24 protein-coding genes and 1 tRNA gene are annotated in these 26,869 nt (G+C 55.1%); 16 read left to right on the top strand and 9 right to left on the bottom strand.

Annotated features, from left to right (window positions below):
* A tRNA-Leu gene (locus N1689_RS13380) sits at positions 1-87 on the top strand.
* Between the two features lie 146 nt (positions 88-233).
* Here N1689_RS13380 and N1689_RS13375 read toward each other — a convergent pair.
* Positions 234-518 carry a DUF1435 domain-containing protein gene (locus N1689_RS13375; RefSeq protein WP_161735968.1) on the bottom strand — a complete coding sequence of 95 codons (285 nt, stop codon included), beginning with the start codon at positions 516-518 and terminating at the stop codon, positions 234-236.
* Between the two features lie 231 nt (positions 519-749).
* Here N1689_RS13375 and N1689_RS13370 point away from each other — a divergent pair, with 231 nt between their 5' ends.
* The 3 genes from N1689_RS13370 (at position 750) to N1689_RS13360 (ending at position 3,385) form a co-directional block, all read left to right on the top strand.
* Positions 750-1,847 (top strand): diguanylate cyclase, encoded by a 1,098-nt coding sequence (locus tag N1689_RS13370; RefSeq protein WP_161735967.1) that lies wholly within the window; start codon positions 750-752, stop codon positions 1,845-1,847.
* Between the two features lie 184 nt (positions 1,848-2,031).
* Complete coding sequence (gene fhuF / locus N1689_RS13365; protein WP_161735966.1) at positions 2,032-2,826, top strand: siderophore-iron reductase FhuF; 795 nt, start codon at positions 2,032-2,034, stop codon at positions 2,824-2,826.
* Between the two features lie 94 nt (positions 2,827-2,920).
* Complete coding sequence (locus N1689_RS13360; RefSeq protein ID WP_098051571.1) at positions 2,921-3,385, top strand: YbaK/EbsC family protein; 465 nt, start codon at positions 2,921-2,923, stop codon at positions 3,383-3,385.
* A 150-nt stretch (positions 3,386-3,535) separates the two neighbouring features.
* Here the strand turns inward: N1689_RS13360 and N1689_RS13355 are convergent, their stop codons facing one another.
* From N1689_RS13355 to N1689_RS13345, 3 genes are all read right to left on the bottom strand, one after another.
* Positions 3,536-4,522: a nucleoside hydrolase gene (locus N1689_RS13355; RefSeq protein WP_161735965.1), complete on the bottom strand. Its 987-nt coding sequence runs from the start codon at positions 4,520-4,522 to the stop codon at positions 3,536-3,538.
* An 11-nt stretch (positions 4,523-4,533) separates the two neighbouring features.
* Positions 4,534-5,556, bottom strand: a complete 1,023-nt coding sequence (locus N1689_RS13350) for a LacI family DNA-binding transcriptional regulator (RefSeq protein WP_222924606.1) — start codon at positions 5,554-5,556, stop codon at positions 4,534-4,536.
* 87 nt (positions 5,557-5,643) lie between these two features.
* Positions 5,644-7,032: an MFS transporter gene (locus N1689_RS13345; protein WP_222924608.1), complete on the bottom strand. Its 1,389-nt coding sequence runs from the start codon at positions 7,030-7,032 to the stop codon at positions 5,644-5,646.
* 580 nt (positions 7,033-7,612) lie between these two features.
* Between N1689_RS13345 and N1689_RS13340 the strand changes: the two genes are divergently transcribed.
* Complete coding sequence (locus N1689_RS13340) at positions 7,613-8,167, top strand: histidine phosphatase family protein (RefSeq protein WP_161735962.1); 555 nt, start codon at positions 7,613-7,615, stop codon at positions 8,165-8,167.
* Here the strand turns inward: N1689_RS13340 and N1689_RS13335 are convergent.
* Entirely contained in the window at positions 8,149-9,114 is a 966-nt protein-coding gene (locus tag N1689_RS13335) for a WD40 repeat domain-containing protein (protein ID WP_161735961.1), read from the bottom strand. The two genes, N1689_RS13340 and N1689_RS13335, sit on opposite strands and share 19 nt — an antisense overlap.
* A 502-nt stretch (positions 9,115-9,616) precedes the next feature.
* Here N1689_RS13335 and N1689_RS13330 point away from each other — a divergent pair.
* Positions 9,617-10,630 (top strand): glycosyltransferase family 32 protein, encoded by a 1,014-nt coding sequence (locus N1689_RS13330; protein ID WP_161735960.1) that lies wholly within the window; start codon positions 9,617-9,619, stop codon positions 10,628-10,630.
* Here N1689_RS13330 and N1689_RS13325 read toward each other — a convergent pair.
* Complete coding sequence (locus tag N1689_RS13325) at positions 10,607-11,524, bottom strand: LysR family transcriptional regulator (RefSeq protein ID WP_222924610.1); 918 nt, start codon at positions 11,522-11,524, stop codon at positions 10,607-10,609. The genes N1689_RS13330 and N1689_RS13325 overlap by 24 nt on opposite strands.
* Before the next feature lie 102 nt (positions 11,525-11,626).
* On the opposite strand from N1689_RS13325, the gene N1689_RS13320 reads away from it, so the two are divergent.
* The 3 genes from N1689_RS13320 (at position 11,627) to N1689_RS13310 (ending at position 15,324) form a co-directional block, all read left to right on the top strand.
* Positions 11,627-12,016, top strand: coding sequence for a tautomerase family protein (locus tag N1689_RS13320; RefSeq protein ID WP_098051578.1), 390 nt, complete (start codon positions 11,627-11,629; stop codon positions 12,014-12,016).
* A gap of 210 nt (positions 12,017-12,226) precedes the next feature.
* Positions 12,227-14,518, top strand: a complete 2,292-nt coding sequence (gene opgB, locus N1689_RS13315; RefSeq protein WP_161735957.1) for a phosphatidylglycerol--membrane-oligosaccharide glycerophosphotransferase — start codon at positions 12,227-12,229, stop codon at positions 14,516-14,518.
* 218 nt (positions 14,519-14,736) lie between these two features.
* Positions 14,737-15,324, top strand: coding sequence for a hypothetical protein (locus N1689_RS13310; RefSeq protein WP_260059128.1), 588 nt, complete (start codon positions 14,737-14,739; stop codon positions 15,322-15,324).
* Positions 15,325-15,340: 16 nt separating this feature from the next.
* On the opposite strand, the gene N1689_RS13305 is transcribed toward N1689_RS13310, so the two are convergent.
* On the bottom strand, positions 15,341-16,054 hold the full coding sequence (locus tag N1689_RS13305; RefSeq protein ID WP_161735955.1) for a GNAT family N-acetyltransferase: 714 nt from the start codon (positions 16,052-16,054) through the stop codon (positions 15,341-15,343).
* A gap of 99 nt (positions 16,055-16,153) precedes the next feature.
* Here N1689_RS13305 and N1689_RS13300 point away from each other — a divergent pair, with 99 nt between their 5' ends.
* Complete coding sequence (locus N1689_RS13300) at positions 16,154-17,602, top strand: PLP-dependent aminotransferase family protein (protein WP_260059127.1); 1,449 nt, start codon at positions 16,154-16,156, stop codon at positions 17,600-17,602.
* 5 nt (positions 17,603-17,607) lie between these two features.
* On the opposite strand, the gene N1689_RS13295 is transcribed toward N1689_RS13300, so the two are convergent.
* The gene (locus N1689_RS13295) at positions 17,608-18,693 is read right to left on the bottom strand and encodes a LacI family DNA-binding transcriptional regulator (RefSeq protein ID WP_260059126.1); all 1,086 of its coding nucleotides are present in this window, start codon (positions 18,691-18,693) and stop codon (positions 17,608-17,610) included.
* Positions 18,694-18,886: 193 nt separating this feature from the next.
* Here N1689_RS13295 and N1689_RS13290 point away from each other — a divergent pair, with 193 nt between their 5' ends.
* From N1689_RS13290 to N1689_RS13275, 4 genes are all read left to right on the top strand, one after another.
* Positions 18,887-19,699 (top strand): ABC transporter substrate-binding protein, encoded by an 813-nt coding sequence (locus N1689_RS13290; RefSeq protein WP_222924616.1) that lies wholly within the window; start codon positions 18,887-18,889, stop codon positions 19,697-19,699.
* A 61-nt stretch (positions 19,700-19,760) separates the two neighbouring features.
* Positions 19,761-20,567, top strand: coding sequence for an amino acid ABC transporter permease (locus N1689_RS13285; RefSeq protein WP_260059125.1), 807 nt, complete (start codon positions 19,761-19,763; stop codon positions 20,565-20,567).
* Positions 20,560-21,312: an amino acid ABC transporter ATP-binding protein gene (locus N1689_RS13280; protein ID WP_061061528.1), complete on the top strand. Its 753-nt coding sequence runs from the start codon at positions 20,560-20,562 to the stop codon at positions 21,310-21,312. The genes N1689_RS13285 and N1689_RS13280 overlap by 8 nt, the downstream gene beginning before the upstream one ends.
* A 19-nt stretch (positions 21,313-21,331) precedes the next feature.
* A complete protein-coding gene (locus N1689_RS13275; RefSeq protein ID WP_260059124.1) occupies positions 21,332-22,444 on the top strand; it encodes an FAD-binding oxidoreductase in 1,113 nt (370 codons plus the stop codon).
* A 46-nt stretch (positions 22,445-22,490) separates the two neighbouring features.
* Here the strand turns inward: N1689_RS13275 and N1689_RS13270 are convergent, their stop codons facing one another.
* Positions 22,491-23,006, bottom strand: a complete 516-nt coding sequence (locus tag N1689_RS13270; protein WP_161735949.1) for an RcnB family protein — start codon at positions 23,004-23,006, stop codon at positions 22,491-22,493.
* Between the two features lie 636 nt (positions 23,007-23,642).
* Between N1689_RS13270 and N1689_RS13260 the strand changes: the two genes are divergently transcribed.
* Positions 23,643-24,311 (top strand): YecA family protein, encoded by a 669-nt coding sequence (locus N1689_RS13260; protein ID WP_150010999.1) that lies wholly within the window; start codon positions 23,643-23,645, stop codon positions 24,309-24,311.
* A gap of 1,174 nt (positions 24,312-25,485) precedes the next feature.
* Positions 25,486-26,869, top strand: a 1,384-nt coding sequence (locus N1689_RS13255) for an Ig-like domain-containing protein (protein WP_260059123.1), incomplete at its 3' end; no start/stop codon positions are given.

The raw sequence follows: 26,869 nt of genomic DNA, 5'->3' as shown, positions 1-26,869 counted from the left end.
GCGAAGGTGGCGGAATTGGTAGACGCGCTAGCTTCAGGTGTTAGTGTCTTAACGGACGTGAGGGTTCAAGTCCCTCTCTTCGCACCAACGTTGTCATCCTCAGTTTTTCCCGCAATGCCCTTCAGCTTCCCTTGCAGTATCGTTTTATCCCCTGCTCACCTCATTTTTTCAGCCTGGTTTCGCTCATCCGGTCGCTTCATGCTGTACGACAATTTTCAGCCGCTCCGCCCCGATTAAATCAGATGAAAATTCACAGAGATAGCCGCCAGTCCGCCTGCTAACGCCAGACAGGAGGGCAGCAGCAGATAGTGACGCAGACGCGGGCTAAACAGCATTACGACCGTCAGTAGCAGTGCAACCGTCATCACCATCCGCCACTGACTGAAGCTCGGTTCCCACAAGGCGAACAGCGGCAGTGCGATGCAGGGCAGCAATACGCCCCACGCGCTATCCAGCTTTTTACCCAATGCCCAGCTGACCCCCCACAGGCCGCAGGCCGCAATAATCGCTATCCCCATGACGCAAACCTCAAATGATAAGCATTCCCATTATCATATGACAGTTTTAACGGCCTTGCAGCCTGTTTTTGTCACGTCCGGCAACGAAGATGACAGACCAGTTGGAAAATGCTAGATTGCGGCCGATAACACTTTTAATAACAGCAACAGCAATAATTTGCTCACTCTCTGGCAGAATCTTTTTTTGCCGGCTTGCGCTTTGGTATTTCAGGGCCGTCACGAGTATTTATAATGAAATTACAATCATATGAAGAACTGAAACAGAGTAAATACCGGCTTTCAGTGATGCTTTTTCTCTTTTTAAATATCGCCGTTTCGCTATTTTATCTGCTGCCCGTAATGAGCAATGAGACAAATGACGCGACCCTGCCGGTAATTTGTGTCGCTGCGTTTAGCGGCATCATGTTAATTACCTATTTAATATGGCCCAGACTAAAACTTCCCCTGTTAAATCCTGTAGCACTCCTGCTCGGCATGCTCTGGGCTTTGCACATTAATTATCGCTTTCATCAGGTGTTCTATTTTGATGGTGGCTTTCTTATTATCAGTTTGATCAGTGTGTTATTTATCAGTGCCATCGCCCTGAGCGATTATCTGGGTGCTTTTTGTCTGCACGTCGCGCCGCCGGTATTCACCGTACTATTGCTCGACAATGGACAGCATCTGCCGCTGATCCTGCTGACCATCATCCTGCCCCTGATCGGTTTCTCCCTGCAGCATCTGATGCGCCGCCGTGCCGACAGCTTTACCCTGCGCCTCATGCATCAGCTCTATGAAGAGAAAGAGACATTCAGCGATCTCAGCATGCTCGATCCGCTGACCGGACTCTATAACCGCCGCGGCCTGAAGAACCGGCTCGATAATATTCTGGAAAACCATGCTGGCAGCCACTACGTGCTGCTGCTGGATATCGATCACTTCAAGGCCTACAACGATAACTATGGACATGCGATGGGCGACCAGGCGCTGGCGCGGGTCTCTGTCGCGATTCGTGATGCAGTGCGTTCGCGTGATGTCGTCACCCGCTACGGCGGCGAAGAGTTTCTGGTGCTGATGACCAATGTGAACAGTTCCATCGCCATGAAGCTGGCAGAGCGAATCCGCCAGTATGTGCTGGATTTAGAAATCCCTCACCTTTTCAATGAGACCGTTTCAACCCACGTTACTATCAGTGCGGGTATCGCGCCCATTTATGATAATGAGTTCGATCTGGCGGTCGCCAATGCGGACAGCGCGTTATATGTGGCTAAAAATCAGGGTCGCAATACCATCCTGGCCTGGGAAGATTTGCCCCGACAGCAGCCTCAGACGTCCAGCGAACATGCCTGAGTAAGCATAATGCGGTCGTTACTGAACGGAACGGTGGCGAGCGAAGTGCTGCCCTGTCCGGCCTGATGACCGCTCTCAATCCCCGCCTTTTTCCCGCCAGCAGCGACGTTTTTTTACGCGACTTGTAGAGTTAATCAATAACGATTATCATTTGCTTTCTTATCTACACTTTCTGCGAGTCGTCATGGCAACTGCTTCAGCTCAGGAACAGCGTTTTAGCGCTCAGTCGATGATCTTCCGGCAGAATGACCGCCCGCTGGCGGAAAGTCTGCATGAGCGGCTGCAGCAACAGCGCAGCTATCTGCTTGAATCGACGAAGTTCAACCAGTCTGCTCCGCGCGATACGCTGACACTTGCCGCCTGGTCGGCGTCAGAGGCCTTTGGTCCGCTCATCCAGCGCTATAGTGATTATCTCTATCGCGATCATCCTGATGCCGTTCGTGAAGCGAAACCGGTGCTGTCACTCTGGGCACAGTGGTATTTTGGCCTGCTGCTGCCACCGCTCATTATGGCGTTGTTGCAGGAGTCACGTGCGCTGGACTGCTCGCCTGAGCATATTCGCGTCGGATTTCATGAGAATGGCCATCCGGCCACGTTCTGGATCGATGTGCAGGAAGATGAAGAAGCGCGCTATCTTAATTCCCTGCAGCGCATTGATCGGCTGATTCAGCAGCATCTGATCCCGGTGGTCGATAGCATTACGCAGCATGGTGATATTAACGCCCGACTCATCTGGAACAACATGGGCTACTCATTCCAGTGGTTCCTGGGTGAGCTGAAAAGCCAGATCGATGAGGCGCTGATCCTGCAACTGGAGCAGGCGCTGTTCTTCAACCAGCGGCTGCTGGATGGCAGCGCAAATCCCCTTTACCGCACCATGATCCCGCGTAACGGCGAACTGGTCCGTCGCAGCTGTTGCCAGCGTTATCGCATCCCTGATGTCCAACAATGCGGCAACTGCACACTGAGCGGCAGCTAAACAGACTTAATTACAGCGAATTCTCCGTTTATCTCGTTTACAGGCACTGAGGCTTGTGGCAATTTTTACGCCTTCGATAAGCCTGGAGAGAAAGATGAGTCTGGAGTCCGTGCGCCAGTTCTTTGCCGAACACGCCCCTGAAATTGAAATTATTGAACTGGCAGAAAGCACTGCAACGGTCGGGATGGCTGCACGCGCCCATGGCGTGACACCAGGAGAGATTGCCAAGACCCTGTCACTGAAAGTCAAAAACGACGTGGTGCTGATTGTGACACGCGGTGATGCCCGGCTGGATAATCGCAAGCTGAAAGCAGCGCTGGGCGCGAAAGCGCGGATGCTGAGCGTCGACGAGGTGATTAACTGGACCGGCCACCCAGTGGGCGGCGTTTGTCCGTTCGGTCTGGAGAATCCGCTGACCGTCTACTGTGATGTTTCACTGCGCAGCTTTGATGAAGTCCTGCCCGCCGCTGGCGCTATCCACAGCGCCGTCCGTATCTCGCCACAGCAGATGGCTGAACTGACTAACGCCCGCTGGATCGACGTGTGTGAAGCGATCTAACGCTTTGTATTGGTTGATAAACCCTGCATCTTCTGCCTGCGCCCGAATGCTACTGACAACCTGACAAATTTTGTCAGCCGCTGATAATCACTGCCTTATCATGGCAGCCGATCACGCGCAGTAAGCGGGCGCAGTTAATCGCCCATGACTTCAGGATGTCAGGCGCATAAATGCCTGTTCAATGATCGACAACAGCAGCGTGTTATCGACGCTATGCAGCACATGCACCGATGCGCCGCAGTGATCAGGCACACCGACAGTGAGCCGAAGCGGCTGACGATAACGCCAGCTTTTGCCACGCGTCGCACCGGGACGCAGTTCGATATCAACCCGGTAATCGATGCCTGAGGCGACTCGCTGATTCAGCAACCAGGCGACCACCAGCGCATCGTGGATCCAGCATCCCGCCAGCTGACGGGTTTCCATTGAATAGTCGATCCACGGTCGCAGCGTGTCGCGCACAAATTCGGTCAGCGGATGATCGACGGCGGTGAGGCGGGTCAGATCCTGCTGGGTCAGCAGCGTCTGCGTGGTGACATCCATCGGCACCAGTGTCACTGTAGCACCGCTGTGCAACACCTGATGCGCCGCCTCGGGATCCAGACCAAAATTGGTGTCTTTGATGTAGTCATCCAGCGAGAAGACGCCGCCCATGATCACAATTTCCGCCACCGATTCTGCCATGGCGGGATAACGCTGCATCGCCAGCGCCACATTCGTCAGCGGGCCAATTGCCACCAGCGTAATCTCGCCCGGATTGTCGCAAATCAGTTTGCCGATAGCGTCAGCCGCATCAAGCGCATCCGCCGCAACATCGGCTGGCTGACGCACATCCTGCCAGAGTTTTCCCTGCGCAAGCTGATTGACCCGATGATCCAGCATCTCGCGCCATGGCGCAGGATCTTCCTGTAACGCCTGCGTCGCGCCCTGTACGACCGGAATAGATAATCCCAGCCGGACGATCAGATCTTTGGCAACGCGAGCGCCCACGTCAGATGGCGTGTTACCCGCTACGGTGGTGATCAATTCCAGCGACAGGGCTGGTGAAGCTAAGGCCAGCGCAATTGCCAGCCCATCATCGGTGTTGGCACCCGCGATACCATTGCCGGGATCGCAATCAATAATGATTCTTTTCATATTTTTATAAATTAACTCTGACTTTGCGGCTGACAGCCGCAGGATTCACCGATTTCAAGATAGTGTGGAAACTCCTTTAATTGCGCTTCGCTCTGCCCCTCTTTCAGCATCTGAATCGCAGAGCGTGCCATCTCACGCAGTGGCTGACGCACGGTGGTTAATGTCGGGACATGAAACGACGAGTGATTGGTCCCGTTAAAGCAGACCAGTGCCACATCCTGCGGCACGCGAATGTGATGTTCGGAAAAGGCGCGAAGCGCGCCAATCGCCTGACCTTCATTACTGGTAAACAACGCACGAGGCACACAGCCGCGGGCGATCATGGTTTGTGCCGCCTCGTAACCGCCCTGTGGGGTGTAGCTGGCAGGAAACATCAGCGACTCATCAACCGGCAGGCCACGATCGTGCATGGCATCGCGCCAGCCCTGAATACGATCCTGCGCGTTGAGCATATCGACCGGGCCGCTGATGATCCCCACCTGCTGATAACCGTGACTCAACAGATGTGCCGTCACCTGCCACGCGGCCTGACGTTCATTGACCCGCAGCATGTTCACACCCGGCTGAGGCTCAACCCGCTCCAGCATCACCAGTGGCGTTCCGCTTGCTTTAATCAGGTCGATGTATGGATGGCGATCGACGCTGTTGTAAAACAGTCCATCGACCTGCCGGTTGAGCAGCCCCTGAATCAACTCCAGTTCGCGTTTGCGATCGTCACCTGCATCACCCAGCAGCATGACGTGACCGTGGTTCATCGACTCCTGCAACAACACGTGCGCCATTGACGCCACGAAGGGATTGCCGATGTTGGGCACCACCAGTCCAAACGTTTTGGTATTACCGGATGCCAGGGCGCGTGCTGCCGCATTTGGCCGGTAACCGGTCGCTTTAATCGCCTCCAGTACCCGCTGGCGGGTCGCCTCAGCGACCGGACGAGGCCCGTTGTTAATGACATAACTGACGACTGCCACTGAGGTGCCTGCCGCTTTCGCAACTTCACTGCGGGTCACTTTTCCCGTTAACGACTTAGGCACATCACGTTCCTCCATAAAAAAAACAGGCCGCTTTACACGGCCTGCTGTTTATCGCTCTCCCATGGCAGATGGCACCCTCAGGCAAATCTAGATGGCATCTTCAGGCAGATTGAGATTCCGCCCTCGCGTCTCAGGAGCGACAAAGGTGGTAAAGAATCCAATGGCGGCCATTGCAGAGAAGTAGACCGCAATCGGCCACCAGTGACCGGTATAAGAGAGCATAGCAGCGGCAATAAGCGGTGCCGTGCCGCCGGATAAAATCGAGCCAAGCTCTTTGGCCACCGCCATTTTAGTGTAGCGATGATGAACACCGAACATTTCCACGCCCCATGCAGCCTGCACACCAAAGATACCCAGTGACGCCAGTGCCATACCGACCACGATAACCGGGATAACCAGCATCGGTTCACGCGTGTCCAGCAGCGTAAAGGCAGGCCAGGCGTAGATCATCAGTAACAGACAGAAGACGCGATACACCACCCGGCGACCAAAACGGTCGGAGAGCCAGCCTGCAAAAGGAATAATCAGGAAGCCCAGCAGTGAGGCAAGGAACACGGCCGTTGTCGGCACGGACTTATCCACCATCAGTACCTTCGCGACGTAACCGACGATAAAGCCCTGCGCCAGATAGGACGGGCCATTTTCCCCGATACGCAGGCCAACCATGGTCCAGAAGGCACGTGTACGCTGGAAGAACGGTCGCTGATCCACTACCGGCGCCGCCAGTACGCCTGCACGTTCCGCTTCGATCTCCGCTTTTCTGCGCTCAAACACCGGCGTTTCACGCAGATGACGTCGAATCCACAGCGCAACCAGGGCAATCAAGGCACTGCTGAGAAAGGGAATACGCCAGCCCCACTCCAGCAGGCTCTGCTGATCCATCTGCACCACCAGCAGCCAGACCAGTGAGGCCAGTAGCGTGCCGCTGTTGGAGCCCAGTGCGATCACGGAAGAAACCAGTCCGCGACGCTCTGTCGGCGCATACTCACCCAACATCACCGTGCCGCCCGATAACTCTGCGCCCGCGCCGAAACCCTGGGTAAAGCGAAGCAGCACCAGACAGGCCGGAGCCCAGACGCCAATCGCGGCATAGCTCGGTATTAAGCCGATAAAGGTGGTGGAAGCGCCCATCAGAATGATGGTGGAGATCATCACCACCTTACGGCCTTTGCGGTCGCCGAGCCAGCCGAAAAAAAGCGCGCCGATAGGCCGGGCAATAAACCCGACGGACCAGGTCGCAAAGCTGGAGAGCAGTGCCATCGCGGGAGTCGATTCCGGAAAGAAGACGTCGCCAAAGATGATACCGGCAGCCAGGCCGTAGAGTGCGAAATCCGCGTACTCCATTGCCGTTCCGAGCCAGCATGAGAAAGTGGCGCGCCAGAAATCTTTTCGGCCTGAAGAAGTGTTAAACCGCTCGTCGGCGGCTGAGGTGGAAGACAGTGATGCCTGCTGCTTAACGGAATTGTGTGCCGTCATAACCCTATCCCTGAATGAGTATGCAGATTGATAAACGCCCGTCCATGGGTCGATTCCCTGATGAAAGCGGAATTCCCCCGGTGGCGACGTTCAGTTGACTAACCATGATGAAAGGTTAAAGGATTCCCTGGTGTTGGAATCTTGTTCTTCGCCCCGTTTCGCCGATGTATTTTTCACCGGTCGCTTAAACTGAGCGAATGTAACTTAACAATCAATGGAGCCTACTATGCATCGCACCGTGAGCAATCACTGGGGACCTAGTGTATCTACGCGCGTAGATAAATCAAGACATCCCGACGAAATTTGTTAGTAAAACTTCACTATCACATTGCGTCATCGCACATTTTCAGCGCAAATTCAGCCAGTTAACTCCACCATATCGCACAATAAAAAATCACTCTGCACGGTAAGTTAGCATTTTCTCTAATCATTGAGCGTTATAAGCGAGGCTAAAATCCTTTCATCGGGTTCTGTTGTCGCACACCCTGATTACCTGCAGATGACACTTCGTCTTTATTCTGAAAAATCTCTGCAAGCGCAGACAATGCGTTACCCTGAAAAAAAGCCTGACAGAGGTGTTATGACCATTATTCTGATGCGACACGGTAAACCTGACCACCAGGCCGCGGGTCGTCAGAGCGTGCAGACACTTGCAGACTGGTGCGAAGCTTACGATCAGTCCGGAGTCAGTGACGGGCCGCCACCGCGCAGTATTGAGATCGCCCGTCAGGCCGCGATTATTGTCTGCAGTCCTCTGCCCCGCGCACAATCCTCTCTGAGCCAGCTTGGCCTGCAGCCTCATGAGATTGATGCGCTCTACAGCGAAGTCGCCGTACCGCTGCTGCGGACGGGGGCCTTTCAGCTGCCAACGATCTGCTGGCTGGCCTTACTGCGGCTGTTGTGGTTCTGCGGTTATGCGGGTGAAGCGGAGTCGCTGCAACATGCGCGCAGCCGCGCCTCGGCGGCGGCAGAGAAGCTGATAGGACACTCACAGCGTGGCACAGTGTTGCTGCTGGGCCACGGCATCATGAACAAGATGATTGCGCGCGAATTACGTAAACGCGGCTGGCAGGCAGAAAAACATGCCAGCAGCCGCCACTGGAGTTCCGCGATCTATCACCGTCCGTTTATCTGACCAATCGGAAAATAGCCCAGCACCTCACAGCCTGTTCCGACACGCGGCGTGGCAATCACTTTACCCTGCGCCAGATCGATCACGCTCAGCGTGCCATCATCCTGATTAGCAATCAGCAGCTGTTGCCTGTCTGGCGTGAAGCAGCCATCCATCGGCATGTTGCCCACGCTGATATCGCCCAGCGGATTCAGCAGGTCGTCAAACAGCGTTACCAGTGGTTCCTGATCGCCAATCGCCACCAGCTGTTCGCCATCGGCGCTGAAGCGAACCACCTGGCAGGGCTGCTGATGACCTGGCAGCGTAATGCGCTGGCGAATACGGTGGCTCTGTCGGTCGATCACATAAAGTAACGGCGCATCCGCGGCGCTGGCGACCAGATAAGGGTGTTTTGGTGAGGCGGCGATGCCCGCAATCGGACCCGGCAGCAGAATCGTATCGATGACCCGTCCCTCTGCTTCACAGAGATCCACGACGGTGATGGTCGCATCCTCTTCGTTATCGGTGAACAGTTTGCGGCCGCTGGGTGACAGCGTCAGGCGATGCGCGTTGTGAGAAGGAATCGGGATGACCTTTTCCACTTTGTCGGTCTGCGGATCGATCACGGCTACAGCGGCGCTCTGCTCACAGCAGAGATAGACTTTGCCATCACGGCCCAGTTGCCCACTGTGTGGGGCACGCAACGGCGACAGATCGATAAAGCCGCTGATCTCGCGACGCTGCAAATCAATGATCGCCACTTTGTGACCCGGATGCGGGTTATTGCCATGAACGCCGTCACCATAGATGGGCACATACGCTTTGCCCCAGGGGGCCAGCATCAGGAGTTCATGCGGCCGCGGTGGAAAAGCGTTCAGCTCGCGCTCGACCGCGAAGGTTTCCGGATTAAGAAACAGGACGCGATTACCCTGCTTATCAACCGCCAGTAAACCATAGGATTCACTCTGCATGCGCGCTCCTTTCTCAGTAAGTTCTTCTTAAGCGTAGACAATCCTCTTCAGGCTGTACGATTCCGGGAATTGTTGAGCCGGGCTTACGCTACACGTTAAGCGCAATATTCACTGATCCTGATGTCCAGGCCCTGAGAAAACCCAAAGGCTCAGCATAATATTCAGATATTCTTTAGTTATGTGTTCAGACACATTTAAATAACTGATTAACCATGCCGATATTATTATTCCAATAGGGTGACCGGATGATTTCCGTATTATCCTAAAGTCAAAAAAAGACATAGCTAATGTGTAAATAATGTTTTATTAAAAAGGTGCAGTGCAATTAAAAAGCCGTGAGGAAACTATCGCGCGCTCCCGCACTGCGTCGCCACCAGGGAAAACTATTCATTAATTCCCGCATTCATCGGGATGAGCCATTATTCAATGCCGTCCGTTCACGCCTCAGGCGTAACGGCCAGAGCCTGAACTATCGCGGGAAAATAAAAATAACAGGTGTACCATGACTTCACATCGCCAACGTTCAGCGCATAAAATCTGGCGTAACTGGAAAAGAATATCGTTCAGTAGCCAGATGTTATGGAATAAGAAACAACAGAGCCTCTGTCAGGCACCGGAATATGATCCAGGACAGGAAGATAATGTCGTATTGATCGCTCAGCAGAAAGATCTGCCTGAGATTCCAAAGATTGTCTGGATGGTCTGGCATAACGATCAGCTGCCGACGTCAATGGCGCTGAATATCAGTAAAATCCGGCGGGACAATCCTGATCACCAGGTTTATCTGGTTACGCAGCGCACCCTGTCGCAGTGGCTGCCCGAACTCAGCTTTATCTCTTCCGATCTGACGCTGGCACATAAAAGTGAAATCATCCGGCTTGAGCTGATTCACCGCTATGGCGGTATCGGTATCGACTGCAGCACCCTGCTGTTTGAGAATCTCGCCTGGGTACACCGCGTTCACAAGACGCGGCCAATGGATCTCATCGGCTACTATCGCGAGCAATCAACGCTGAACCTGCTTGCGCCGGTCACCGAGAGCTGGTTCATTGCCGCGCCGCCGCAAAATGCCTTCATTCGCGAATGGCTGAAACAGCTGGCACCGGTTAAAAACGTCGGTATCCGCAACTATTTCCATGAGCTTAAAAAGCGGGATGATTTTCCGCTGATTGTGCAAAATGTAGATAATCCGTCACGTCAGCTCCTGTCACTGGCGCAGCAGATCGCGATGCGCGAATACCGGCGAGCCAATCTTTATCTGCGTAAAGGGGAAGCCAGCGCCTGGTACTATCAGCGCCTGCATGCCGACAGCAGCACCGCCTTTGCGCAGTCGGTGATGTTTCAGCAGCGGCCAGAGACGCCACCACCGATTATCAAATTAACCGGCAACGAGCGACTGCATCTCGACTTCAATCTGCGGCTGGGTTTGTATAACCGCAGCAGCCTGATTGGCGAGATGATGGACACCCCATCACCTGCGCTGGCATTGCCATCAACGGTCAAAACGCGCGCGTAGCCAGTGCGTAAAGGTGGTGACTGCGCGGGGCACCTGCGCCGCCCAGGGTCGGACGATCCACAGGCGGGCGGCAAAGGCTTCAACCGGCTGCCACTCAGATAACACCTGCTGCAATGAGCCCGCGGCCAGCGCTTCACGGGCGCTGAAGTCGGGCAGCATCGCGATTCCCAGTCCCTGCAGAGCGGCATCGCGTATCGACTCACTGTTGTTGGTGGCAAAACTGCCCTGAATCCGGACCTGCACCTCTTCGCCATCCGCTGCGGTAGCAAACCGCCAGCGCGGTGATTCAACACCACGCGGATAGTAAAGGCAGTTATGCTGCACCAGATCCTGCGGCGTGTTCGGTATACCCTGTTCGTTAAGATAGGCGGGTGAGGCCACCAGTACTGTCTGCGTATCACACAGCGGCAGCGCCACATGGGTTTCCGGCAGCGTGTCACTGTGCCGGATTGCCAGATCAAATCCCTCACTGCTCAGCGACACAATGCGATCCGTCACATCCAGCTGCAGACGCACCTGCGGATAGTCACGCAGAAACTCACCAATAATCGGCACCAGTTGCTGTCGGGCAAACGCCACCGGCGCGGTAATACGCACCAGACCACGCACTGGCCCGGCGGTATCGCGCACGCTGAAAAAACTCTGTTCGATGCGGGCAAAAGGCTCGCGCAACTCCTCCACCAGCTTCTCACCCGCCGATGTCAGCCGCACGCTGCGTGTGGTGCGCTGTACCAGCAGTACACCGGCTATCTGCTCCAGCTCTTTGATTTTCTGACTCATCGCCGCTTTGCTGACGTCCAGCCGCTCTGCCGCGCGGGTAAAGCTGCCCTGCTCAGCCAGTACGGTCAGCCAGTGAAGATGATCCCATAGCGTATCCGTTTTCATCTCTTTCATTGCGATTGTTCATTATATTGAATAATCATTTCAGGCTACGCGCTTTTTCCCGCCGGATAAAGAAGTCACCATAGGCGCATTAATCACGATGAGGAGTTCACTATGCCACTACTGCAATTCGATGTTATTCAGGGTCGTTCAGAATCAGAGCTGCGTACACTGCTGGATGCAGCGCACCGTGCCGTGCTGACAGCTTTTAACGTGCCTGAACGCGATCGTTATCAGATTGTTCAGGAAAACAAGCGCTATCAGATGGTGTTTCAGGATACCGGCCTGGGATTCAGCCGCAGCGATAATCTGGTGATGGTGCGGGTTTATACCAGCCCACGCAGCCGTGAACAGAAGCAGCATTTTATGGCGGAGCTGGCGCGTGAGCTGCGTGAGCACTGTGGCGTGCAGGGCAACGATTTAATGATCAGCTTTATCACCAACGACAAAGGTGACTGGAGTTTTGCCGACGGCGAAGCGCAATACCTCACCGGCAAACTCTGAAAAACGTCCTGACTTCTGCTCTGCTGACGGTGCGCCAGCCACCGTCACGCCTGAAAACCTCTCTTCTTAACCAATCTGCTCTACACCGCACAAATCGGGCCGGATATGTTGCAGCCGGATGACAGCCAATATAGATTGTCGAAAAACCATCCCCCGAAGGTGGCCGGTTGCGTGAAGCCTCGTGCAACCCTGTAGAGAGAGGATTTACCGTTGTCCGAATTGGTCTCCGTCGTGCTGTTTCTGGCCGCTATTGCAATCTATTCCTGTAAAGCCGGGCGTAACAAATTCTGGTTTATTCTTGTTCTTATCCTGCTGGTGCTTTTCGTTGTGCTGAACGCCACCCTGTATGCCAGCAACTATTTTACCGGAGACGGCATCAACGATGCGGTGCTCTATACCCTGACCAATAGCCTGACCGGCGCGGGTGTCAGTAAGTATGTGGTGCCCGCGATTGGGCTGATTATTGTGCTGTTCCTGCTGTTCTGCCTGCTGTCGTGGATTCTGCGTCGGCGTAAGCGTCCGCATCACATGGGCTGGTCGCTGCTGGCGGCCGCCTGCGCACTCGGCTCAGTGCAGACTACCCCGGCCTTTCGTCAGGTCGCGACGCTCATCGTGTCGCATACCCAGATGGCCGATTCTGACTTCGACAACTTTTATAAAGTGCCGCGTAATCGCATTGAACAGCCGCGCCTCAACGTGGTTTACATCTATGGTGAAAGCTTAGAGCGCACCTATTTCGACCCCATCGCCTTTCCCGGCCTGGCGCCTGAGCTGAGCCGGCAGAAAGAGCAGAGTATCGACTTCAGCGAAACCGAACAGTTACCCGGCACCGACTACACCATTGCAGGTATGGTCGCCTCACAGTGCGGCATTCCGCTGTTTGCGCCGTTTGACGGCAATGCGTCGGCGTCGCTCTCCAGCTTCTATCCGCAAAACGTCTGTCTGGGCGACATCCTGAAAAACTCCGGCTACCAGAACTGGTTTATTCAGGGTGCCGATCTCCGTTTTGCCGGTAAAGATGTCTTCCTGAAATCGCACGGTTTCGACCCTGAAAATCTTTATGGTTCGCAGGAGCTGAAAAGCCGCGTTGCCGATCCTGCTTACCGCAATAACTGGGGTTATTACGACGATACGGTGCTGGACGAAGTCTTTGAAAAATATCAGGAACTCTCCCAGGCCGGTAAACCTTTTGCGCTGTTTACGCTGACCGTCGATACGCATCACCCGGACGGGTTTATCTCACGCAGTTGCGATCGCAGAAGCTACAGCATTGCAGGCAAACCGAATCAGTCCTTCAGTGCGGTCGCCTGCTCGCAGGAACATGTGGCGCGACTGATTGCGCGCATCAAAGCGTCGCCGTGGTTTAAAAATACCGTGATTGTGGTGAGCTCCGATCATCTGGCCATGAATAATACGGCGCATCCGTGGCTGGTCAAACAACCTCGTCGTAATCTATTCATGGTGATCCGGGGTGATAAACCGCAGGCGGAACTGATGGAAGCGAAGCGCAGCACACTGGATAATGGCGCAACGCTGCTGGATATTCTCGGCGGCGATAACGCGATTGGCCTGGGCCGCAGCAGCCTTTCTTCTCTTTCACTTTCCACCCAGTTCGACGATATGAAGAGTAAGGTGGCGAGCTGGAAACCTGACATTATTCAGCTCTGGAATTTCCCGAAGAAGATAGACAACTTCACGGTGGATCAGGCGAAGAATACGTTCAGCTTCTCAGGCACCACCTTTAAACTGCCGATTCTGTTCCGCATCAGCGATAAGCATGTGGAGCCGATGCCGGAAGGGGAATATTCGGCCCCGCTGCGCTATCAGCTGGCCGATTTCGCCTCAGCCGATAAATTTCTCTGGGTGGATCGCTGTTTTAAAATGGCACGACTCTGGCAGCCTTCGCTGGCCCTCTCCGGCGATCTCTGTGTGGCGATGGGGCAGCTTGGCGGCACGCCAACCGTGACGCATGTCGACAAACCGCAATGGAAAGGCAAAGTGCAGTTTCCGGACGGCGTTGTCAGCGAGGCACGTTACCAGCAGAACCTGGCGCAGATCCGGATTGAAGATAACAACATTCGCTATAGCGCTGACAGCTTCCGGCTCGACGTGCCTGGCGCGCCAGAAACGGTTAAAAGCTTCAGCGGCATCTCACGGCCAGAGAGCTGGGGGCGCTGGTCAAACGCCAATCTCGCGCCAGAAGTGCATATCGATTATGTCGATGCGCTTCCGGCTAAGTTTGATCTGGTCATTACCGCACGCGCATATGGCCCCAACGCACACCGCGCGATCCCGGTTCGGGTTGGCGATCAGCAGCAACTGCTGTCGCTGGGCGAAGAGGTATCGACGCATACTCTGCATTTCGACAACCCAAACGCCAGCCATCAGCTGGTGATTGCGCCACCGGAACCGCAGCTGAGTAACATCGGCAATATCACCGGCCAGGATCCGCGCAAACTGGGCATCGGTATGGTTGAAATTAAAATCGTACCACAGCCATAACGCCGTTTTTTCCCCTTCCGCCTCTGCGGTAATCCGCAGAGGCACCTCATACTGTCATCGGCTCTCTGTTGCGAACCAGCCCATACTTCGCTGCACGTTACCTTTTGAACTAATTGATATTTTTCGGCATGGCGCGCAAAATACAACCAGCTGAGTAGGGATACGCTTTGTGCCTGTCATGATGCGGTTATCGCTGGAGTACACAGGGAGGTGTCGTGATGACAAGCACAATGATGAGTACCCATAAAGCCTTTAAAGCGCTGCAACAGGCAGGGATCGACGATCAGCAAGCGGAGGCGATGGTGGAGGTGTTTAACGATATGCAGCAGAGGCCGCCAGGCGCACAGGTCGGGAAGCAACTCGGTCAGATTCAGACCAAAACCAATCATATTGACGTCCGGATCGGCCAGCTTCAGACAAAAGCCGACCAGACAGACGATCGGATCGGTAACCTCGCGACCAAAATCGACCAGATGGACGATCGACTCGGCAAACTTACGGCCAAAGTTGATCAGATAGATGAGCGGCCTGGTCAGCTCACAACAAAAGTACATCAGATAGACGAGCGGCTTGGCCATGTTGAAAGAAAAACAGACAAACTGGCCATCCGTTTTAATCAGTCAGAAGGCAAATTGGATAAGCTGGATGTCGCTCTCAGTGAAATGAATTTCCGATTAACTTCGGCTGTCGACAGCCTGAGAAATGACGTTGTGACCCTGACCACCGATATGCGCTGGATCAAACGGTTGTCTATCCTGATGACCACCACCCTGCTGGCGGCGGTCCTGAAAGATATTGTAATGTGATCCCGTTATCGCCCGGTCAGGGTCTGTCGCGAAGCGCCTCCAGCTTTTCGCGCTGCTGACCCTCGGCGGTAAAGTTATCCTCCGCCAGCCAGCGCTTCAGGCCCTTTTTCACCTGCGGCCATTCGCTGTCGATAATCGAAAACCAGCTGGTGTCACGCGAACGCCCTTTGTAGACGATTGCCTGACGGAACTCGCCTTCATACCGGAAGCCCAGCCGTGCCGCCGCCTTACGCGACGGGGCATTACAGCTGTCGCATTTCCATTCATAGCGACGATAACCCAGCGTCTCAAACGCGTAACGCATTAGCAGGAAATGCGCCTCCGTTGCCATGCGGGTCTGCTTCAGCCGGGCCGAAAACATGACATGCCCGACTTCCATCACGCCATATTCAGGCTGGATGCGCATTAACGACAGGCTCCCCACCGCCTGGTCGGTGGCGAGATCGATCACAGCAAAATGCAGCGGATCGCGGCTCACTTCAAGCTGTGCGGCATACGCCTGCCATGCCTGGCGTTCGGTAAAGGGACCGGCTGGCAGGTAAGTCCAGTCGCGTCCATCCTCAGCCATCTCCCAGGCCTCAGACAGTGCATCACCATGCCGTGCTGCACTGAACGGCTCCAGCCGACACGACTCGCCGGTGAAAACCTGATGCTGGGGCAAAGGACGGGGTTGCCAGTCTGGTAAAGGCTGACCGACCGGCTGACCGAATTGATTCAGGTGTTGTGACATATCGCCTCCCGGCTACAGATGATATCTGCAGATTGCCACTATCATGGTGGGTTAAAAAGTACCACAATCATGAAAAATGATGGATCCACGGAGCAGGTCATGAAGCCAGAGATCCCAGATTTGCTGCTGGCTCCATTGATACCAGCAGCAGGGACCACACTGCAGCAGCAACTTTATCGGCGGATAAAACAGGGCATTTTGCAGGGTCAGCTTGCTGCCGGAACGATGTTACCGTCCACGCGTCAGCTGGCACCTGAGCTAAAGGTTTCACGGAATACGGTGCTTAACGTCTGGACACAGCTACAGGCAGAGGGCTATCTGATGAGCGATCGGCAAGGCAGCCGCATCAGCCCGCTGGCTTTACCTGCCGTACAGACGGATGACGATACGTTAGCCAGCTGGCCGCTGGCAAAACGAATTGATCTCTTTCACCACAGCAGGGAAATGGACAGCGGCGCATTGCCCCTGCGTCCCGGTATCCCCGCTCTGACCCATTTCCCGCTGGCTGCATGGCGCCGGACGCTGAATCAGATATTGAGTCACACGCCACCGCAGCTACTCGGCTATGGCGATCCGTTTGGCGATCCCGAACTGCGTGATGTACTGGCGCAGCAGTTGCGTCTCACGCGTGGTGTACGTTGTGATGCCGGACAGATTGTGATTACCGAAGGTGTGCAGCAGGCGCTAACGTTGTGCGTCGCCCTGTTAAGCAATCCTGGCGACCATGGCTGGATTGAAGAGCCCGGCTATCGCGGTGCCAAAGCCGCTCTGCAGGCCGGGGAGCTTAACGTTGTCCCGATCCCCATCGATCAGCAGGGTCTTGCCCCCGAGCCGATACACTGGGAACGGACTCCGCCCCGTCTGATTTATACAACGCCTACCCATCAGTATCCCACCGGCGCGGTAATGAGCGCGGCCCGGCGTCTGGCGCTGATTGCTGCTGCGCAGCAGCACCAGGCCTGGATTATTGAAGATGATTATGATGGCGACTTCCATTACCACGGCGAGCCTGTCATGGCGATGCAGGGCATGACCGATAATGCCCCGGTTATCTATCTTGGTTCTTTCAGCAAGACGTTGTTCCCTGCGCTGCGCATCGGTTTTATGGTACTGCCCGCCCCGCTGGTCAGTCGACTGCGACCAGCGCTTCATCAGCTACTGCGCGGCGGAAACCGTCTGGAGCAGCAGGCACTGACGCATTTTATTCTCAGTGGTGATTATCGCCGCCATCTCGGTAAAATGCGTCGTCTCTATCGTCAGCGACAGGCATGGCTGCGAACCGAACTGCAGCGCGCTGCGGGTCAGTCGATTCCGCTGCTGGGCGGTAACAGCGGTATGCATCTGGTGCTGCCACTCGATCCTCATCGGGATGACGTCGCTATCACCCGCAAACTGCTCCAGGCGGGATACGCACCCACGGCTCTCTCGACCTTCTATCTGCAGGAACGGGTACAGCAGGGGCTGGTTATTGGCTATGGCAACTGCAGCGACACGCAAATTACCGCAGCTACGCGCCAGCTAAGCCGCCTGCTCGGCTGGCCCGGATAACCTGATCATTCCGCGCTGATCAGGCTGGCCGGCGCAGCAATCGACTGGCGAATCATCAGGCGGGCGTCAAAGCGCGGCATTGGCCCGGCTGCCTCGCCGCGTATCTCCGCAATCAGGCGTCGTGCCGCCTCACGGCCCATCTCATAGACCGGTTGCGCCACCACCGTCAGCGGCGGCGTGACAATCTCACTCCACGGAAAATTGTCATACATCACAAATGAGAGATCGGCAGGGATGCGCAGTCCGCGCTGCGTGACTTCCCGCAGCAGCCACATCGCGACCACGCTGTCAGAGGCCACCAGCGCCGTGGGCGGCTGCGGACGCTGCCACAGCTCAGCCACAATACGGGCAATCTCCGCTTCATCCAGCGCGTTCACTTTCACCAGCGTTGGATCAAACTCCACGCCCGCGGCAGCAAAGGCCTGCATCATGCCGCCAACGCGCTGAGCAACCGGCGTCAGGCCAAAATCCTCTGGTGCTCTGTAATCGGTTGCCAGCGCCATGCTGGTAACATAGGCGATATGACGATGACCTGCCTCCAGCAATCGGGCGGTCGCTTCTGCGGCGACATCCGTAAATTCGCAGCAGATCGCTTCCACATCAAGGTCAGTCACTGCGCGATCAAATAATTTCAGCGCTCTGCCCTCTTCCAGTACCTGCGTCAGATGGCTGTTGTGCTGGTGCTCCGAACAGCATGGCGCAACGATAATGCCGTCGACCCGCTTTTCCAGCATCACCCGCACTGCATCCTGCTCAGTCTGCAGTTTCTCATCGCTGTTGCTAAGCAGCAGATGGTAACCGGCCGTGCGCGCTACATCGGCCATGCCGCGCAGCGCAAGGCCAAAGTGAGGGTTTTCGATATCACCGACAATCACACCGATGGTATGAGAACGCCCGGTATTCATGCTGCGGGCCAAAGCATTCGGACGGTAGCCCAGCGCTGAGGCCGCGCTGCTGACCCGCTCCTGCACCTCATCACTGACGGCCCCATAACCGCCCAGCGCACGGGCCGCCTGAGCTTTAGAGACGTTTGCTGCACGTGCCACATCCGCCACGGTAGGCGCTTTCGATTGTCGTTTCTGACTCGTCATAATTATTTTGAATCACAGGTTGATGACAGGAATATTGACGCCGAAAAAAGGCTGTGCTTAAACTCATTATAACCCCTTGAGACCGGTCTCACAATGCCCACGTCTTGAGGTGCCACCTGCGTTGAGACCGGTCTCAATTATAATTGCTGGCTCAACTGTCTCTGATGTTTAAACCTGCAAAAACGGATGAGCTATGAAATCGCAAACCACCCTGGGCAAGCTGCTCGGCACCACGCTCGCACTCTGTTCACTTTCGTTCTGTACGCTGGCTGCCAGCGATAACAATCCTTATGGGCTGATCGAACCGGGTCAGCTACGCATCGCCAGCGTCGGCGACTCAAAACCTTACACCTTCACGGATGCCAGCGGTGAGTTTACCGGCTTTGACGTCGAGTTCTTCCGGAATGTCGCCCACCGAATCGGGATCGATAAGGTCGATTTTATTGGTCAGGACTTCTCGGCGATTATGCCGGCCGTGGCTAACGGTCAGTATGACGCGGCGGTGGCGGCTATCGGTATCACTCCGGCGCGGGAAAAGACGGTCGACTTTTCGACGGGTTATCTGGCGGGATTTCTCACCGTGCTGACCCGCTCTGACAGCGGCGTCAAGAATGTCGCCACCCTGGCAAAACGCCGGCTTGGGGTGGTCCAGGGTACGCTGCAGGAGAGCTATGCCGTCGAACACTTCACCCAGACCGATCTCGTGCGCTTCCCGGATAACAACAGCGCAGTTTCCGCGCTCAACAACGGTACGCTCGACGCGATCTTCCTCGACTACGAGGCAGCAAAAAGCTACGCCGACCGCTTTAAGCTGGTCTCTGCCGCCGACATCCCCTCGTTTGATGCACCGGCCGGCATTGCCATTGCCAAAGGCAAACCCGCCTTCAAGACCGCGCTGGACAGCGCCATTAAAGCAGCCATGCAGGATGGCACCTGGAAACGACTTTACGAGAAGTGGTTCCCCGGATCGCCGATGCCAAAACAGTATCTGCCTGGCGGGCAGTAAAGATGCGGACGTCCGCGTCCTGAGTTAACCGGGGGATCCCCCACCCTGCATGGAGACGGCGATGGACCTGCTCACGATTCTTTCCCGCACCTTCTTTGATTGTCCATCAATGATGGAAGTACTGCCGCAGATGCTGACCACCGGGCTGGTCAACACGGTGATTATCTCGCTGGCAGCTACGCTGCTCGGCACGCTGTCTGGTCTTCTGCTGGCGCTGATGGGCATCTCGCCCTCACGCTGGCTGCGACTACCTGCCCGGCTCTATACCGATCTGTTCCGCGGTCTGCCTTCGATTCTGACCATTCTGCTGATTGGTCAGGGCCTGGCGCGATTCAGCTATCAGCTGTTCGGTCCTACACCCTATCCGCTGGGGATCTTCGCCCTCAGCCTGATCGCCAGCGCCTATATGGGCGAGATTTTCCGCGCCGGTATTCAGAGCGTGGAATGCGGCCAGATGGAGGCCTGCCGGGCGCTGGGGATGAGTTATGGCCGGGCAATGCGGCTGGTGGTCATCCCGCAGGGGATCCGCCGTGTGCTGCCCGCCATCGTTAACCAGTTCATCGCCATCATCAAAGATTCATCGCTGGTCTACCTGCTGGGCCTGATGACCCAGCAGCGGGAGCTGTTTCGCGTGGGTCAGGATGCGGCAGTGCTCACTGGCAACCTCTCGCCCCTGATGCTGGCCGGGCTGTTCTATCTGATCATCACGGTGCCGCTGACACACATGGTCAACTATGTCGATGTGCGCTATCGCACCGGCCGCCGTCGCCTGACGGCACCGAAAAGCGGCTTAAAAGAAGTGGATGAAGTCAGAGCGCCCGGGGTTTCACTGGTCACGCAACCCCGAATCGGAGGCACCCATGAATAATCTGAACGGCGCGAGCTGGCACGGCGCCAGCCTGGAGCTGCGCGATCTGACGCTGGCCTATGGCCCGATTGAGGTGCTGCGTAACGTCTCGCTGCGGGTCGCGCCTGGCAGTACTACCTGCATTATCGGACCATCCGGCTCGGGTAAATCGACGCTGCTGCGCGGCATCAACCGGCTGCATGAACCGCAGTCCGGGGATGTGCTGCTGGCTGACCGATCGGTGCTGCACGACAAACCCGATGCGCTGCGGCTGCGGATTGGCATGGTGTTTCAGCATTTCAATCTCTTCCCCGACCACAGCGCGCTGGAGAACGTGGCGCTGGCCCCGTGGCGGGTTAAAGGCTTGCCTAAAGCGCAGGCGATGGCGATTGCGCGTCAGCGACTGGAAGAGGTGGGCCTGGGGCAACGCGCCGATCACCGGCCACGCGATCTCTCCGGCGGTCAGCAGCAGCGCGTCGCGATTGCCCGCGCGCTGGCGATGGATCCTGAGGTGATGCTGTTTGACGAGGCGACCTCCGCGCTCGATCCCGAACTGGTGAAAGGTGTCCTGACGCTGATGGCGGATCTCTGCCGTCGCGGCATGACAATGGTTGTAGTGACCCATGAAATGGGCTTTGCACGCAAGGTGGCAGATCAGGTGGTGTTTATGGACGAAGGCGAGATTGTTGAAGCCGGACCGCCGGGTGCCATTTTTGATGCACCGCAGTCGCCGCGACTGCAACGTTTTCTCTCTGAAGTGCTGTAACTGAGCAAGGAACCTGATAATGGCGTTAAAAAATGAAATAAAAGTGGTGGTACTGGGCGGTGGCGTCATCGGTGTGTCGACGGCGCTGGAGTTGACAAAACGCGGAGCGGCGGTGACGCTGGTGACCGAAGCTGCACTCTGCTCCGGCGCATCGGGACGTTCACTGTCGTGGCTCAACTCAGCGGGTGAGCGCTCCCTGCCCTACCATGCGCTGCGCATGGCGGGTATCGATCGCTATCGCACCCTGTTTGCTCAACATCCTGACCTTGACTGGCTACGTTTCGATGGCGGGCTCTGCTGGTTTAAAGACGATGCAGCCGGAACCCAGGCGCGGCATGCTTATGAGAAAACCCACGGCTACGACTCACAACTCATGACTGCGGATAACGTGGCGCAGGCGGATGCGGCCATCAATCCCGACGCGCTGCCGTCGCAGGCAATATTTAATCCTGGTGAAGGCTGGGTCAGCCTGCCACACCTCACAGAGTATCTGGTGAATCAGTTTCGGGCGCGCGGGGGTGAAGTGATAGAACATGCCGGTACAGCCAGCGTGCTCACCGATCAGGGCCGCGCCTGTGGCATCCGCACTGAACAGGGTGAGCTGCGGGCAGATGCGGTGGTGGTCGCCTGTGGCCCCTGGACACCGGATGTGGTAGCACCTCTCGGCGTGACGATCCCCAACGGATCGCCGGTCTCCATGCTGGTCATCACGGAACCAGGCAGCCATGAGTTGAAAGCGGTGCTGAACACGCCCCGCGCCGCCATCCGGCCTAATCCCGGCAACCGTTACGCGCTGGATCATGACTGGTATGAAGAGAATATCCAGCCGCTGGCCGGAGGTGATTACTATATTGATGAGCAGGTCGTGGCAAAGCTGGCGGACGAAGCGAGCAAGCTGTTACGGGGTGACGAGCCGCTCAGCGTTCAGAGCTGGAAGACTGGCCTGAAGCCGATTCCGGGCGATGGCGATCCGGTGCTGGGACAACTGCAAAAGGTGCCGGGCTGTTATGTGGCGTTCACGCATTCGGGCGCAACGCTGGCGCTGATTGTCGGGGAATTACTGGCGGAGGAGATCGTAAGCGGTGAGAAGCATCCGATGCTGGCCAGCTTTAGTGCAGAACGTTTCAGCTAAAAAAAAGCCGGTCATCACGACCGGCTGATTTTATTTATCCACGGAATTAGCCACGGAAGAAGATATCACCCGATTTACCCATGACGATTTTGCCAGTGTCATTGGTAATCAGAATGTAGTTGGCGTTGATATACGCCCAGTGAGTATTTTCCTGCGGGGCAGGCAGATTACGCTTTTGCCACTCGGTAATGGTGAAAGTTTTATCGGTGTACTTCTCTGGCACGATGTCACCGATTTTGTACTGTTTGTAGTCGATGATGATGGTGCTGAGTTCATAATCAGGGCGCGCACCATTCACCGTTGACGGCGTGTTTGGCGTGGTGGGCGTAATACCATCATTAGACTGTGAGCTGGTCGGTGCCTGGTTTTGCGCCGCACCGGCATCTGGCTGAACGCTGCCGGTATCAGGCGTCGCGGTCTGAGCATCAGGATTAGCGGGCTGGATCTGCGGCGGTGGCGGAACGGTATCCGTTGCTTCGCCAGCAGCCTGTACAGCGGGGATCAGGCTCAGCGAGCCAACCAGTAATCCCATTGATAAAAGTACACGTTGAGTCCTGCGCATAATGATTTCCACGTTGAATTTTGACAGTCAGGCTAAAGTTTATCGCACTTCCGTTCCGTTGTGCTGATGCTATGTGCAGGGAAAACAGCGCTGTTTGCCTTACTGCACACAGGCCAGATAACGGATCAGACCACTTTATCCTGAGTTGCCAGATCGACCAACAACGCAATGCCTGAATTGTTGCTCCGGTTAAAGCCGCTCTGCAGCACCACAACCGCATTATCGTGACGTTTGTCGTAGCCGATAAAACTGGCGTAGGCGCCGATATAGCCCGACAGCGCGGAGATCTGCGAGAAGGTGACACCATCCGCCAGCAGGCAGATTAGGTCGCATTGTTAATCTGTCCATCCACTGGCCGATAGCGACGATCCGTGTGAAAAAGCCAGCCAAAACCATGCTGCAGGAAACGCTGTTTTCCTTCTGTCAGTCATTTATTTAACGCGTAGCTGAGCGGCTGCAGCGCCAGAACGTACGTGACTGTAGTTGCATAACAGGTGACAGAGAGGCTGAACACGGTTTAACTGCCAGGGAATGCCCGAACAGGGTTAGCTGTGTTGCAGCCCACAAGGGTGTACACTGCTGCGGTTTTGAGGCTTAACGCCGCGCTGAAATTTGATATGCCCGGGAGGCAACCGCATGAAAGAAGGCCCACTGTCCGAAAAAGAGCTGCAATGGCTGGAAGATATGCTGGAAAAATATGGCAGCGAAGCGTCGATTATTGATGTCTCCGAACTGGATGGTCTGCTGACTGCCGTTCTCTCCGGCCCTGTGACCGTCGAACCCAGCCAGTGGTTGGTGGCGCTGTGGGGTGGCGAGAAGCAGATTCCAAAATGGAGCAACGAGCGTGAAATGACGCGTTTTATGTCGCTGTGCTTCCAGCATATGAATGATGTGGCTGATCGCTTATCTGAATTCCCGGAGCAGTTCGAACCGCTGTTTGGCATCCGCGAGATGGAGGGTCTGGAGTTTACCGTGGTTGAAGAGTGGTGCTTCGGCTATATGCGCGGTGTCGCGCTGACCGACTGGTCTGCTCTGCCAGCGGATCTGCAGCCTGCGCTGGATGCTATCGCCCTGCACGGCGTGGAAGAGAACCTCGAAAAGATTGACGCTATGACGCCGGAGGAGATGGAAGCCAGCATTGAGGCAATCCGCCCTGCTGCGCTGGCGCTGCATGACCACTGGATCTCCCAGCCGGAAGCGATTCCCGTGCCACAGAAACCTGTTTCAGCTGAGAAACTGCCCGGCCGTAACGATCCCTGCCCGTGCGGCAGCGGCAAAAAGTATAAGCAGTGCTGTCTTCATTAATTGACTGATTAGCTCAATCACTTGCCGGGTGTTACCACCGCCCGGCAGGTCTCGCCAGATTATCTATCCGTTACCTTCCCCGATTAAACAGTCTACGGTCTGAACAGCAACATACTTATCGCTGAGGTAAGCACGATTTTACCCTTCTGTATTAAGCACCCTTCCCGATCAGGAATGAAAGTTAATAATTTTTCACTCTACATCGTTAAAAAGCAAAAATGTTGCGTTTAAAAACCCATCATTAACTTCAAATCAGGTATAGCCTGCCCGGGTTTATCACTCCCTATAAACCCTGATAGATATACATCTTTATTTTAACAACAGTTATAAAATTGCGATCTATCGTTCTTATCAATGAGCTGATTTTGAAAAGTGCATTTATTGCTAAATATGAAACGATGTTATTTATTGCCATGTGATAATGCACGATTATTTCTTGTTAAAACAGCATTAACTCCAATCGTATTTTCTACGTTTAAATTTATAATGAAAATGCTCAATCAGGCCGAATAAATACATATAAGCTACTGATATTATTAATTATTAATAAAAACAGAAACAAACGAAAATCATTTCTGCGCTGGTAGCGGATTATTAAATACATTTACACAAGATTGACAAAAAATTCCTGCATGCAAGGTCTGATCAGTTGTTTTTCGGAGTTTAAAATCGAAAAAAATCCATAATAACTTATTTTATACTGTCTGATCAAACCAACTTAGATTACTCCTCTACAGCGTGTGGATAAGAGTGTGTAAATTCCCTTTCATGATTTTATTTGTAAGAATACAGATTAAAGTTAAAGAACTAACTAAACCATCCTTCTCTCTATAAGATATGAGTGATGAAAGTGATAAACACTTATCTATCTACTCAGATAAGTGCTTAGCCATCAAACAGGATAAAACCTTGCCATGGCAATGAATAACCAACCCTATAGCAGAGCTAAGAAAAAACCGGTCAGCATTATTAAACAGAGTGTCAAATCACACTAATTATTAAGCGTTAAGATAAAAAATATATTTTTAGTCATTTTTATGACACCGCGTTATCGGGCCATAACTCACTGCCATCTGGAGGTTAACTCACTGTTTTAAATTTTTTTATCAAAATAACACAGCAGCATCTGGCTACTTTTTAACCGCCAGATTCATTTCAACACTATTGGTGAAAAATGAAAACACAATTAATTATTAAAGATACTCAGGGCAATGTTATTGCTAAACATGCTTTACAACCTGGAAAGTCGCTGGCATTGGAGTCAATGCCACAGGCTGCGTCCTATGAAGTTCACAGTGTTGATGGGCAGCCTCCCCAGAAGATCATTGCGTCAAAAGCGAATGGCCAGATGAAATTCAAGCTGGTGGATGATGTCACGGGTGAGCAGTATGACATCATCCTGCAGAACGTCAGCGCAGAAGAAATACCGGTCATGACAGCCTCTGGTTCAGACGGTGTGATTTACGCGTATGACTATGATTCGGTTAATAGCGTTTATGAACTTGTTTCGACCTCGACGGATCCCCTTATCGCGGACAATGTCTATGTAGCGGGAGGTGTTTTAGGTGGTCTTGCTGCATTGATTGGTGTGGCTGCAGCGTCAAACTCTGGTGGCAGTGGGGGTTCAAGAAATAACAACTCTGTAGCAGCGAATGAAGATAACTCTGCAGCAACCAGTGAAGACAATAGTGCTGCCAGCGTTGTTCCTGCCACAACGCCATCTCTCATCGACGACGCCGGTAACCCGGTGGCGGACGGCGCAAGCACCAGCGACAGCACGCCGACCATCAGCGGCGGCGGCATGCAGCCCGGCTCCACCGTGGTGATCACCGACGGCGACACCGAACTCGGCACCGCCACCGTGGACGCGGACGGTAACTGGACCTTTACCCCGGACGCCCCGCTGGCCGACGGCGAGCACGCGCTCGTGGTTGACGGCACCGACGCCAGCGGCAACGCCAGCAGCAGCACTGTCGACGTTATCATCGACACCGGCGACACAACGCCGGGCGTGAGTGATGATGCAGGTATCCCGGCAGAAGACAATGGCAGTGATTCTACCCCGGGCGCGGGGGACAACGCAGGTAACCCGGCAGAAGGCGACACCAGCGCTACCGTACCGGGCCTGACCGACGACGCCGGTAACCCGGTGGCGGACGGCAGCACCACCAGCGACAGCACCCCGATCATTAACGGCGGCGGCATGCAGCCAGGCTCCACCGTGGTGATCTCCGACGGCGACACCGAACTCGGCACCGCCACCGTGGACGCGGACGGCAACTGGACCTTCACGCCGGAAAATCCGCTGGACGACGGCGAGCATGCACTCGTCATCGACGGCACCGACGCGAACGGCAACGCCAGCAGCGACACCGTGAACGTGAACGTCGACACCAGCGAAACCGTGCCCGGCCTGACCGACGACGCCGGTAACCCGGTGGCGGACGGCGCAAGCACCAGCGACAGCACCCCGACCATTAACGGCGGCGGCATGGAGCCCGGCTCCACCGTGGTGATCTCCGACGGCGACACCGAGCTCGGCACCGCCACCGTGGACG

It is taken from the genome of Pantoea sp. XY16 (genome assembly GCF_025153065.1).
GTDB classification, from domain to species: domain Bacteria; phylum Pseudomonadota; class Gammaproteobacteria; order Enterobacterales; family Enterobacteriaceae; genus Pantoea; species Pantoea alfalfae.
The sequence above is the reverse complement of the archived record's forward strand: the minus strand, read 5'-3'. Positions and strand labels throughout refer to the sequence as shown.